The organism is Saccharopolyspora sp. NPDC002686 (assembly GCF_040295745.1).
Classification (GTDB): Bacteria; Actinomycetota; Actinomycetes; order Mycobacteriales; family Pseudonocardiaceae; genus Saccharopolyspora; species Saccharopolyspora oryzae.
The window spans coordinates 1-10,989 of record NZ_JBEOVY010000270.1 but is presented as its reverse complement, the minus strand read 5'-3'; the positions used below and the strand labels follow the sequence as shown (position 1 = coordinate 10,989).

Annotated in this window: 12 protein-coding genes; 6 read left to right on the top strand and 6 right to left on the bottom strand. The window is 70.7% G+C overall.

Features of this window, described 5'->3' with window-relative positions; all coding sequences use genetic code 11:
- Positions 1–88 precede the first annotated feature (88 nt).
- On the top strand, positions 89–1,081 hold the full coding sequence (locus ABTZ89_RS28350) for an AraC family transcriptional regulator (protein ID WP_270952538.1): 993 nt from the start codon (positions 89–91) through the stop codon (positions 1,079–1,081).
- Here the strand turns inward: ABTZ89_RS28350 and ABTZ89_RS28345 are convergent.
- Positions 1,019–1,591 carry a hypothetical protein gene (locus tag ABTZ89_RS28345; protein ID WP_270952539.1) on the bottom strand — a complete coding sequence of 191 codons (573 nt, stop codon included), beginning with the start codon at positions 1,589–1,591 and terminating at the stop codon, positions 1,019–1,021. The two genes, ABTZ89_RS28350 and ABTZ89_RS28345, sit on opposite strands and share 63 nt — an antisense overlap.
- A gap of 58 nt (positions 1,592–1,649) precedes the next feature.
- The gene (locus tag ABTZ89_RS28340; RefSeq protein WP_270952540.1) at positions 1,650–2,165 is read right to left on the bottom strand and encodes a DUF3145 domain-containing protein; all 516 of its coding nucleotides are present in this window, start codon (positions 2,163–2,165) and stop codon (positions 1,650–1,652) included.
- 382 nt (positions 2,166–2,547) lie between these two features.
- Here ABTZ89_RS28340 and ABTZ89_RS28335 point away from each other — a divergent pair, with 382 nt between their 5' ends.
- Positions 2,548–3,789 carry a hypothetical protein gene (locus ABTZ89_RS28335; protein ID WP_351050268.1) on the top strand — a complete coding sequence of 414 codons (1,242 nt, stop codon included), beginning with the start codon at positions 2,548–2,550 and terminating at the stop codon, positions 3,787–3,789.
- Here ABTZ89_RS28335 and ABTZ89_RS28330 read toward each other — a convergent pair.
- The 3 genes from ABTZ89_RS28330 to ABTZ89_RS28320 all read right to left on the bottom strand — a co-directional run bounded on the left by ABTZ89_RS28330 (position 3,773) and on the right by ABTZ89_RS28320 (position 6,101).
- Positions 3,773–4,423 (bottom strand): hypothetical protein, encoded by a 651-nt coding sequence (locus ABTZ89_RS28330; RefSeq protein WP_270952542.1) that lies wholly within the window; start codon positions 4,421–4,423, stop codon positions 3,773–3,775. The two genes, ABTZ89_RS28335 and ABTZ89_RS28330, sit on opposite strands and share 17 nt — an antisense overlap.
- Positions 4,424–4,530: 107 nt before the next feature.
- Positions 4,531–5,562, bottom strand: coding sequence for a hypothetical protein (locus ABTZ89_RS28325; RefSeq protein ID WP_351050265.1), 1,032 nt, complete (start codon positions 5,560–5,562; stop codon positions 4,531–4,533).
- A complete protein-coding gene (locus ABTZ89_RS28320) occupies positions 5,559–6,101 on the bottom strand; it encodes a SigE family RNA polymerase sigma factor (protein WP_270952544.1) in 543 nt (180 codons plus the stop codon). The genes ABTZ89_RS28325 and ABTZ89_RS28320 overlap by 4 nt, the downstream gene beginning before the upstream one ends.
- 368 nt (positions 6,102–6,469) lie before the next feature.
- On the opposite strand from ABTZ89_RS28320, the gene ABTZ89_RS28315 reads away from it, so the two are divergent.
- Together ABTZ89_RS28315 and ABTZ89_RS28310 are read left to right on the top strand one after the other, a co-directional pair.
- Positions 6,470–8,611 (top strand): carbon starvation CstA family protein, encoded by a 2,142-nt coding sequence (locus tag ABTZ89_RS28315; RefSeq protein ID WP_270952545.1) that lies wholly within the window; start codon positions 6,470–6,472, stop codon positions 8,609–8,611.
- Positions 8,608–8,814, top strand: a complete 207-nt coding sequence (locus tag ABTZ89_RS28310; RefSeq protein WP_351050261.1) for a YbdD/YjiX family protein — start codon at positions 8,608–8,610, stop codon at positions 8,812–8,814. The genes ABTZ89_RS28315 and ABTZ89_RS28310 overlap by 4 nt, the downstream gene beginning before the upstream one ends.
- Positions 8,815–8,868: 54 nt before the next feature.
- Here the strand turns inward: ABTZ89_RS28310 and ABTZ89_RS28305 are convergent, their stop codons facing one another.
- A complete protein-coding gene (locus tag ABTZ89_RS28305) occupies positions 8,869–9,495 on the bottom strand; it encodes a LysE family translocator (RefSeq protein WP_270952547.1) in 627 nt (208 codons plus the stop codon).
- Positions 9,496–9,789: 294 nt separating this feature from the next.
- Here ABTZ89_RS28305 and ABTZ89_RS28300 point away from each other — a divergent pair, with 294 nt between their 5' ends.
- Entirely contained in the window at positions 9,790–10,488 is a 699-nt protein-coding gene (locus ABTZ89_RS28300) for a class I SAM-dependent DNA methyltransferase (protein ID WP_351050258.1), read from the top strand.
- Positions 10,489–10,555: 67 nt separating this feature from the next.
- The gene (locus tag ABTZ89_RS28295) at positions 10,556–10,930 is read left to right on the top strand and encodes a hypothetical protein (RefSeq protein WP_351050255.1); all 375 of its coding nucleotides are present in this window, start codon (positions 10,556–10,558) and stop codon (positions 10,928–10,930) included.
- The last annotated feature ends 59 nt before the right edge of the window (positions 10,931–10,989 follow it).

Sequence of the window (10,989 nt, the reverse complement as noted above, 5' to 3'; positions counted from 1 at the left end):
GAGGTCCGAAAATTCAATGGAAATCGGACCTCCAATTTCCATTGAATTTGCGGACCTGCACCGGGGTGCTGAGCCATAAGGTCATGGCGTGGACACTTTGGCGGGGTTGCTCGACGGACCGCGGGCGCACGGCGCCTTCCTGCTCCGCTCGATCCTGGAACCGCCCTGGTCGCTGCGCATCCAGGATCGGGCACCGCTGACGCTGGTCGCGCTGGTGCACGGCTCGGCCTGGGTGCTGCCGGACGGATCCGAGCCCGCGCTGCTCTCGCCCGGCGACGTCGCGCTGGTGCGCGGTCCGGGCCACTACACCGTCGCCGACGATCCGAAAACCCCGTGGCAGGCCGTGATCCACCCGGGCCAGCGCTGCACCAGCCCGAGCGGCGCACCGCTCGACGGGCTCTCCGACCTCGGCGTCCGCACCTGGGGCGCGGGCACCGCGGGCACGACGACCCTGCTGACCGGCACTTACCAGGTGGTCGGCGAAATCAGCGACCGAGTGCTCACCGAGCTGCCCGAACTCGCCGTGGTCCGGCACGAATCCCTCGCCGCCCCGCTGGTCGACCTGCTCGCCGCGGAGATCGGCAAGAACGCGCCGGGTCAGGAGGCAGTGCTGGACCGGCTGCTCGACCTGCTGCTCATCGCCGCGCTGCGGGCCTGGTTCGCCGGTTCTCCCGACCGCACCCCGGCCTGGTACAGCGCGCAGTGCGACCAGATCGCCGGGCGAGCGCTGCAACTCATGCACGACGCCCCGGCGACCCAGTGGACCGTTGCCGGGCTGGCCGCGCGCTGCGGCGTCTCGCGAGCGGGTTTCGCCCGGCGCTTCACCGAGCTGGTCGGCGAGCCGCCGATGACGTACCTGACGAACTGGCGGCTCGCGCTGGCCGCAGATCTGCTGCGCGAATCGGACGCGACGATCGGCGCGGTCGCCAGGCAGGTCGGCTACGGCAGCGCGTTCGCGCTCAGCAACGCGTTCAAGCGGCGGTACGGCGCCAGTCCGCAGGAGTACCGCCGGAGCGGGTCACCCGGCGCAGGGCTTGCGCAGGGCGCTGTTGGGCAACTTGCTGGTGTCCAGGCGCAGTGACTTGCCGGACTCGTCGACGACCATCGGGTACACCAGGTTCCAGTCCAGGCACCCCACCGGCATGTCCGGCGGCGCGGCGTCGGGCGTCTGGTAGCTCTTGAAAGTCAGCAGCGCGAGCAGCGATCCGTCCGGGCCGGGGTCGATCCGGTGCACGGCGATGTCGAGGTCGTCGGTGGTGCCGTAGGCGGTGAGCCACTTGGCCTTGGGCAGCTCGTCCCACTTGCTCCGGACCACTGTGGACTTCCACAGGTCGTAGTTGCGGGTGTTGATCGACCGGAAGTGGTCGTCCAGCAACCGCTGGACCTCGCGCTGATCGGGGTGCTCGAGAGCCCCGGGCATGTAGACCACGCCCTCCGGGCTCTCGACCGACTGGGCGACGTCCTCGCCCTGCTCCGCCTGCGGTCGTGCCGGCTCGCGATAGTACGTCTCGGCGAGCAGCACCCCGCCGCCACCACCGGCCAGCAGCGCGAGAACAGAGACAGGAAGACCCCACTTCACCCAAGAACGCACGGCCACAAGCTTCGCACAACCCGATCAGGGCCGAGACCGGTTCCGATCAGATCGGCGCTCAGCCGACGCGGTGCAGCCAGGTGACCGGGGCGCCGTCCCCGGCCCGGCGGAACGGTTCGAGCGCGTCGTCCCACGCCGCGCCCAGGAGCTGCTCCACGCGGTGCGCGAACGCTTCCGACCCCTTGGCGTTGGCCGCGAGGGTGCGCAGCTGGTCCTCGCTGACCACGATGTCGCCGTTGGCGCTCGTGCTGGCACGCCACAGGCCCAGACCGGGGGCGTGGCAGAAGCGCTGCCCGTCCATCCCGGGACTGGGGTCTTCGGTGATTTCGAAGCGCAGCATCGGCCACGCTCGCAGCGCGGTCACCAAGCGCGCGCCGGTACCCGGCTCACCTGTCCAGTTGCACTCCGCGCGGAGTTGCCCTGGGGCTGCCGGTTGTGCCGTCCAGCGGAGTTCCGTCCGGATGCCGAGTGCGCCAGAGATCGCCCACTCGACATGCGGGCAGACCGCAGACGGCGACGAGTGGACGTAGACCACACCAGCGGTGTGGTTACGGTCGCTGCCACGGGTGCTCACTGCTGACCTCCGCTGTTCGACGAGGGACGTCTTCCCCTACGACCTCGCGAACCCGACGATCACCAGATTGCGGCGCCATTCTGCATCGCCCGTCGTGCGCTGCGCCACCAGAAGACCGCGTCCGGCTGAGCAGGCGCGGTGCTTCGAGCCGCCGTGGTCCGGCCGTCGCACGCTGCTCCGATCAGGCGTAACCGCAGATCCCGGGGGTCTCCTCGAGTTCCGGCAGCGCTCGGCGGCAGCGCCGGAGCACCGTCGAACACGTGGCGGATACCACTCGATCGGACGAATCTTGGATCTCCGCGACAACCCCGGGACGGCCCGACTAACGTCTGGGACGCGAACAGGTGCGTGCTCACCGGACTGCGGGACGGGAGGTGTCCTCATGCGACATGTGCGGCTCGGTACGGATCCGACCGAGGTCGGCGCCGACATCCGGGCGGCCATCTCCGCGTGGGGTGCCGGCAGCTCGGTGCTGGGCGGTTTCGCGGTGTTCGGCGCCCGGCCACCGGGTGCTCCCCGCGCGCTGGACGCGGTGGTGGTGCTGCCGCGCGGCATCGTCGTGGTGCTCGGGGTGGATCTGGCCGAACCTGCGCTGAAGGTCGAAGCCCCGCTGCAGACACCGTGGACTGTGGACGGTTGGCCGCTGGTGCGCACGGAAGGCGCGGTCAACCCCGGGCTGGAAGGTCTCGAGTCCGCTGCCGCGTTGGCGCGGAGCCTGCAGTCCCGCAGCTTGGAACCGCTGCCGGTCGCCGCCGTCGTGGTCGTCGGCCCGTACGCCGGGCAGGTCACCCAGCCCACCACCGACCTGCACCGGGGCGTCCGGGTTGTCTCGCCGAACACCACCTCGATCCTGGCCGCCGCCCGCGAGCTGGCCACCTACGAGCGGTCCTGCCCGGTCGAACCGGCCCAGCAGTTGCTGCAGGTGCTCGCCGGGAACAGCCCGTTCAGCCTCGACGAGCTCGTCGAGGAGGGCTTCCCGGTATCGCCGGAGACCGACCTGGCCACGGCGGACACGATGCTGATCCCGAAGCTCACCGAACCGTCGACCGCGCGCTCGACCTCGCGTCGCACCGGGCTGATCGCGGCCGCGTCGGTGCTGGTCGTGCTGTGCGGCGCGCTGATCGCGTGGTGGGTCGTCGGCGGCTCGACCGCCGCCCCGCACCAGCCCGCCGCGGCGGTCCAGCGGGTCGACGGGGTGGAGTTCGCGCAGCAGGTGACCGATCAGGAGAAGACCTGCGCCCCGCACGCCTTCGGCGACGTCCAGCGCTGGTTCGAGCAGCGGCCCTGCCGGAACCTGACCCGCGCGGTGTTCGACACCGAGGTGTCCGGCCGGCCGGCCGCGGTGTCGGTCACCATCGTCGAGCTGCCGGACGAGCAGGCCGCCGGCGAGCTCCGGGCGCTGGCCGACGAACCCGGCACCGGCGGGGTCACCGACCTGGTGGCCGAGGGCCGGGGTTGGCCGGGCGGACCGGAGAGCTTCGACAACGCCGCGCAGGTCGTGCAGCAGAGCGGGAACGAGGTCCGGATCGTGCAGACCATCTGGCGGCACCGCGATTCCTCCCCGGAGGACGTGGGTCTGCGCGCCCTGGCCGAGCGCGGCCTGCGCCTCACTCCCCGCCCCTGAGCTCGGGTTCGCGGGCGTCCGCGGGCGTGGTCTGCTCGGGGATGCGGGGGCGGTGCGGGGGTTTCGTGACGTACGGGCTGCTCAGCCGGTTGAGGAAGAAGGCCGGGGCGAACAGCGGCACCACCGCGGACAGCGCCGCCGCCGTGACCCCGGCGCGCACGACGTCGCGCGGCAGCAGCACCGCATGCCGGTCCACGAACCGAACGCTGGTCAGCGACGCCACCCACAGCACCACCACGAAGCAGACCATCGTCGCCACGGCCAGCAGCACCGCGGGCTGGTAGCCGAGGCGTTCCGCACCGATCATGACCGCGACCCAGCCGAGCAGGGCGGGCACCTGGCCGCGCTCGGTGGTCGCCGCCCACAGCAGACCGCCGAGCACCGCGAGCGCGCCACCACCGCTCTGCCACGCCGCCGACAGGCGCTCGGCCCACTCACCGGTGGTCATGCCCAGCCGCGCGACGAAGTGGCCGAGGACGTCCAGCGCGCTCGGGCTCTCCTCCGCCAGGACGAACTGGCCGAGGATCCAGACCAGCGCCCACAGCGACACGGCGAACGCGAGCACCTGCTGCCACCGGGGGCGGTCCAGCGCTGCTCGGTACAACCGCGCCAGTTCCTCTTGTCGCGCTTGCACATCCACCCCTGTCGTCGGTGTCGGCGGCAGGACCGATGGTCGGTCAGCGGTGACCGGGCGAGCCGGTATTGATCAGATCAGGGGCGTGTCCGGATCGCGGAGCGTGATCAGCTCCAGAAGGTGCCCGGTCCGTCGGCGCAGACCCCGTCGGCGCTGCACGCCGGTGGGATCGGGCGCACCTCGGAACCGTCGACCAGCCACTGCCCGTGGCCGCTGGTGGAGACCAGGAACCGCCCCAGCGGATCGGCGGACAACCGGGCAGCACCCGCGGCCAGCTCAGGGGCGTGGAACGGCACTCCGGCGCCGAGCTTGCGACCGTTGGCGTCGAAGGTGGCCACCCGCGCCTGACCGGCATCGCAGGTCGGCGACTCGAGCGCGGCGATGTCCCGCCCCGTCCAGGTGACCGCCACCGGGCCGCAGCCGTCGGGCACCACTTCGACGCGCCCGTCCAGCGAGGTCGCCCCGGGCGCGAGCACCAGGACGCCGGCCTGATCGCGGCCCGGTTCCGCGGCCACCAGGGCCAGCCGGCCGTCGTCGGACAGGGCGAGGTCGTCCACCCGCGTGCCTGCGGGCAGCGCGATGCGTTGCTGCTGCTCACCGCGCAGCACGACGACGGCGTCACCGTCCCGGTAGGCGATCTTCCCGCCACCGGCGGTCAGCAGCCGCGCGTCGCCGATCCGCACCGGCAGCACCCGCTGCTCGCCGCCCGGGACCACTTCGACGAGCCGTTCTCCGTCCGCGGTGGACGTCAGGGCGAGCACCCGGTTCCGGTCGGTGGCCAGCACCGCCGGATGCGCCCCTGTGACGTCGTCGGAGAGCACGCCGTTCTGCCGGCCGGAGAAGATGTCGAACGAGGCGATCACGCCGGGCTCCGGCGCCGCCAGGTAGCTGTTCGGGTGCGCACTGACCTGCGTGGTCTGCTGCCCCGGCAGGACCAGCACCGCCACGAGGAGCGCCACCGCCGCCGCGGCGACCAGGCCGATCGCCGCGAACCAGGGGCGCCGGGGGGACTTCTGCCGTCGTCGTGCGCTGGCGAGCATCTTGGGCAGCGCGTCGGGCTTGGGCTCGACGTCGTCGACCAGCCGGTGCAGCTGCGCGCGCACCAGATCCACGTCCCGCGTGCCGTTGCTGTCGTTCACACCCGCTCCCCCAGCAGCTCGGACAGTCGTGAAACGCCCCGCGAGCAGTACGACTTCACCGCTCCCTGGCTGCATCCCATCACTTCGGCGGTGCGGGACTCGCTGAGATCCGAGTAGTAGCGCAGCACCACGGCCTCCCGCTGCCGGCGCGGGAGCTTCGCCAGCGCCGCGGCCAGCACCGCGCGGTCGACGCCTCGTCCGGTGTCGTCCGGCTGCCGGTCCTCGGTGGCGATCTTGGGCTGGTACTTCTTGGCCACCAGCCGCCGCCGCAGCATCGAGCGCGCGCGGTTGAGCACCGCCTGCCGCAGGAACGCCAGCGCCTTGTCGGGGTCGCGCAGCCGCGCTCGCGAGTCGAACACCCGCACGTAGGCGTCCTGGACGATGTCCTCCGCGGAGGCCCGGTCGTCCACCAGCAGAACGGCGATGCGCAGCAGTTGCTTGTAATGCTCCTGGTACAGATCGGTCAGCTTGCTCGTCAGTTCATCCATTGCCGCCAGCCCGTCGCCCGGCCAGGCGGTCACGGGCAATGCGATCGACACCGTCACATCTCTGCACGACGCGCAAGACCCCCTCCATGGTTGCGGCCGGGTTCCCACTTGTTACCGACTCGGCGGCACCCCAACGGCGGCGGAGTTTACCGATGCAGTCGTCGAAGATCATCTCGTGGCGCTTTCCCGCAGGTCACCGCCGCCAGACGGGGCAACGCAGGCCCCACCGGGGGCGCGGTGACAAGGCGTCGCTTACATCCTGGTTACTTCCGGGCCACGGACTGGACATTCCGCACGCGCGCGCAGATCCTCGGTCGTGCTGCGCACCTCACACTCGCGCGGCGGAATCGCAGGAATGGAGTCCGAGGACGGTGGCAACGAACACGGCGCCGAGCGGTGGCACAGCTCGGAAACGCAGGATGACTCCCAAGGAGATCGCCATCTGGGTGGTGGTGGCGATCGTCGGTGCGGTCGCCTGGGGCATCATCGCGCTCAGCCGGGGCGAAGAGATCTCCGCGGCCTGGCTGGTCTTCGCGGCCCTGGCCTCTTACGCGATCGGTTACCGCTTCTACGCCCGGTTCCTCACCTACAAGGTGCTCAAGGCCGACGACACCCGCGCGACCCCGGCCGAGCGGCTGAACGACGGCACCGACTTCCAGCCCACCGACCGCCGGGTGCTGTTCGGCCACCACTTCGCGGCGATCGCCGGAGCAGGCCCGCTGGTCGGCCCGGTGCTGGCCGCGCAGATGGGGTACCTGCCGGGCACCGTCTGGATCATCGTCGGCGTCATCTTCGCCGGTGCGGTGCAGGACATGGTGGTGCTGTTCTTCTCCACCCGCCGCAACGGCCGCAGCCTCGGGCAGATGGCCCGCGAGGAGATCGGCCCGGTGGGCGGTGTCGCGGCGCTGATCGCGGTGCTGGCGATCATGATCATCCTGCTGGCGGTGCTGGCGCTGGTCGTGGTCGGCGCGCTGAAGGGCTCCCCGTGGGGCACCTTCTCCATCGGCATGACCATCCCGATCGCCCTGTTCATGGGCTTCTACCTGCGCTACCTGCGGCCGGGCAAGATCGTCGAGACCTCGGTCATCGGCGTCGCCCTGCTGCTGCTGAGCATCGTCGCGGGCAGCTGGGTGGCCAACTCGGCGCTGGCCGGGTTCTTCACCCTCTCCGGCAACGAGCTGACCTTCGCGCTGATCATCTACGGCTTCATCGCCTCGGTGCTGCCGGTGTGGATGCTGCTGGCGCCGCGCGACTACCTGAGCACGTTCATGAAGGTCGGCGTCGTGGCGATGCTGGCGGTGTCGCTGCTGATCGCACTGCCGGTGATGAAGACCGAGGCGATCACCGACTTCGCGCTCAACGGCAAGGGCCCGGTGTTCACCGGCTCGCTGTTCCCGTTCGTGTTCATCACGATCGCCTGCGGTGCGCTGTCCGGCTTCCACGCGCTGGTGTCCTCGGGCACCACGCCGAAGATGCTGGAGAAGGAGTCGCAGGTCCGGATCATCGGCTACGGCGCGATGCTGACCGAGTCGTTCGTGGCGATCATGGCGCTTGCCGCGGCCTGCATCATCGACCCGGGCCTGTACTTCGCGATGAACATGCCCGCCAACGCACTCGGCTCGACCCTGGAGTCGGCGTCGCAGGCGGTGGCCGGGCTGGGCTTCCAGATCACCCCCGAGCAGCTGGCGGCGGCCGCGGCCGCGGTGGACGAGGAGACGCTGGTCGGCCGCAGCGGCGGCGCACCGACCCTGGCCGTCGGGCTGTCCGAGGTGTTCTCACAGGTCATCGGCGGGGACGCGATGAAGGCGTTCTGGTACCACTTCGCGGTGATGTTCGAGGCGCTGTTCATCCTGACCACCGTGGACGCCGGCACCCGGGTCGGCCGGTTCATGCTGCAGGACACCGTGGGCAACGTCTGGAAGCGCTTCGGCGACGTGAGCTGGCGGCCGGGCAACTGGATCGCCAGCGCGGTGATCGTCGGCGCCTGGGGCTACTTCCTGTGGGCCGGCGTGAACGACCCGCTGGGCGGCATCAACCAGCTGTTCCCGCTGTTCGGCATCGCCAACCAGCTGCTGGCGGCGGTGGCGCTGGCGGTGGCCACCACCCTGCTGATCAAGGCGGGGCGGGCCAAGTACGCGTGGGTCACGCTGATCCCGCTGGCCTGGGACGTGGCGGTCACGTTGACCGCGAGCTGGCAGAAGATCTTCTCCGCCGACCCGAAGATCGGCTTCTTCGCGCAGCGCGCGGCCTACCAGGCGGCCCTGGACGCCGGGGAGACCAGCAAGGGCACGGCGCATACCGCTGAGGAGATGCAGAAGGTCGTCGTGAACTCGACGGTGGACGGGGTGCTCAGCGTCCTGTTCGCGGTGCTGATCGTGATCGTGCTGGTGGACGCGGTCCGCGTGTGGATCAAGGCGCTGCGCGCGACCGAGCTGCTGCCGACCACCGAGGCCCCGTACGTCAAGTCGGAGCTGTGGGCCCCGTCCGGTCTGATCCCGACCGCTGAGGAACGCCGCATCCAGCAGGAGCTGGAGGCGGAGAAGGCCGGGGCGAGCACATGACGACCACGGTCCTGACCAGGCTGCGCGGCACCGCCCGCACGGCCTGGCAGATCGTGCGCGGCGTGGTCGGCGAGAACGCCTACGAGCGCTACCTCGACCACCACCGCCGCAACCACCCCGGCGAAGAACCGCTCGGCGAGCGGGAGTTCTGGCGGCGCCACGTCGACCGCCAGGACGCCACCCCCGGCTCCCGCTGCTGCTGACCGATCGCGCGAAAGGGCACCTCCTGACCGTCAGGGGGTGCCCTTTCGCCGTGTTCAGCGCAGGTCTTCGGTGGCCAGGCGGAGGGCCAGGCCTCCGAAGAGGAGGGCTGCTGCTCGGTCCAGCCAGCGCTGGACGCCGGGCCGGCTGACCAGGAGGCTCGACAGCCAGCCGGAGGCCAGGCCGACTCCGGCGTCGACGCAGATGCCCACCGCGACGAGCAGCCCGCCCAGGGCGAGCAGCTGCACCGGGACCGGCCAGGGCGCCGCCACCGAGACGAACTGCGGGACGAACGCCAGGTAGAACAGGATCACCTTGGGGTTGGACACGTTGGTCAGCACCGCGAGGACGTAGATCCGGCGCATCGACCTGGTCGGCGCTCCCCGCACGTCCGGCAGCGCCGACGACCGCAGCGACTGCACGGCCAGGTAGAGCAGGAACGCGATCCCGGCGATCCGGACGACCTCCAGCGCGGCGGGTACCGCCTGGAACATCGCCGTCAGGCCGAGAGCCGCCGCGGCGGTGTGCACGACCACGCCGGTGGACATGCCCACCGCGGCCACCACACCTCCGCGCGGCCCGGAGGAGATCCCGTTGGCCAGGATGAACATCATGTCCGGGCCGGGCACCAGTGCGATCACCAACGCCGCACCGGTGAACGCCAGCAGGATTCCTAGATCCACCTCAGCCTCCGATCCGGTGGCAGGGACGAGGAAGTTCGCGTCAGTTGGGGCTTCCTTTCCAGCGCACGGCACCTCGGAGCGCGCCTGCTCGAAGCTCCGCGGCACACCTGCGAGACGCCGTCATCCCGACTTGGAATGCCTCGGCAGCGTAAGGCCGCGGTCCGACAGCGGGCCCGGTTCGTGAGTACTTCGGGGTGCTCTGGCACCCCGAAGTGCTCACGATGCCTGACCTGCGGAAACCGGGCGGCGGAAAATCAGTTTCGGCGGTGCTGGGGTGGCTGAATAATCGGGCGCATGGATTTCAGCGGGTTTGACGCGCGCGGGTATCGGACCGTCGATGTTCGGACCGGGTACGGGGAGTGGGTCGGCAAGTACGAGGACACCGTCGAGGACGTCATGGACCTGCGGCTGCTGGAGCGGTTGCGGGATCCGGACTGGAGCGCCGTCGGGCGCGCCGCCGACCTCGGTTGCGGAACCGGGCGGACCGGGCAGTGGTTGCGCGGCAAGGGAGTTCCCGCGATCGACGGCGTCGACCTGACCCCGGAGATGCTGGCGCGGGCCGAGCGGCGCGAGGCGCACGACCGGCTCGCGGAAGCCGACGTCACCGCCACCGGGCTCGACGAGGGCGCCTACGACCTGGTGATCTCCTCGCTCGTCGACGAGCACCTGGCCGATCTCGGACCGTTCTACCGGGAGGCCTGGCGGATCGCGGCGCCGAAGGCCGCGTTCGTGCTCGTCGCGTTCCACCCGCACTTCATCATGGCTTCCGGGATGCCCACCCACTACACCAACGACGCCGGGGAGTCCTTGGCGATCACCACCAACGTGCACCTGATCAGCGACCACGTCTCCGCCGCGCTGGCGGCTGGCTGGCGGTTGGCGGAGCTGCACGAGGGCCTGATCGACGAGGCCTGGCTCGAGGTGAAGCCGAAGTGGGAGCGCTTCCGCAACCACCCGATCTCCGCCGCCTACGTCTGGCGCAAGGACAGCTGACCTCGGTCCCGCCGGATCGAGGACGTCAGACCTTCCCCCGCACGCCAGGCCGGACGATCATGTGCCCATGAAACGCATCGAGGTGGAACGGCTGGCCGACGTCGTCGGGGTGGTGACCCTGGGCATGGGCGTCGGACTGACCGCCGCTCCGGGGCCAGCGGGCAAAGCGCTCGGCTTGGACCCGAAGTTCGCCAAGCGAATCGGGATCATCGATCTGGCCCTCGCCCCGGGCCTGCTGCTGGGACGCCCCCGATGGCCGTGGATGGCTGTTCGAGCCGGGCTCAACCTGGTGCTCGCCGACCGCTACCGGGCCCGACGGGCGCCGGCCGGACTGGTGGGGATGGCTGCGCTGACCGCGATCGACGGAACGCTGGCCCTCACTCTGAAGCACAACAACCGCCCCAGCACTGGCGGCACGACTCCGGCTGTCATCCGGTCATGACCATATGCCTCGGCAAAGATCGGTCGTGAGTGCGTAACAGTGTTCGAACACTGTTACGC

Excerpts from the sequence above, each read along its gene's own strand:
- ABTZ89_RS28295 (WP_351050255.1), top strand. The coding sequence starts at position 10,556 with ATGAAACGCATCGAGGTGGAACGGCTGGCCGACGTCGTCGGGGTGGTG.
- ABTZ89_RS28335 (WP_351050268.1), top strand. The coding sequence starts at position 2,548 with ATGCGACATGTGCGGCTCGGTACGGATCCGACCGAGGTCGGCGCCGAC.
- ABTZ89_RS28310 (WP_351050261.1), top strand. The coding sequence starts at position 8,608 with ATGACGACCACGGTCCTGACCAGGCTGCGCGGCACCGCCCGCACGGCC.
- ABTZ89_RS28315 (WP_270952545.1), top strand. The coding sequence starts at position 6,470 with ATGACTCCCAAGGAGATCGCCATCTGGGTGGTGGTGGCGATCGTCGGT.
- ABTZ89_RS28300 (WP_351050258.1), top strand. The coding sequence starts at position 9,790 with ATGGATTTCAGCGGGTTTGACGCGCGCGGGTATCGGACCGTCGATGTT.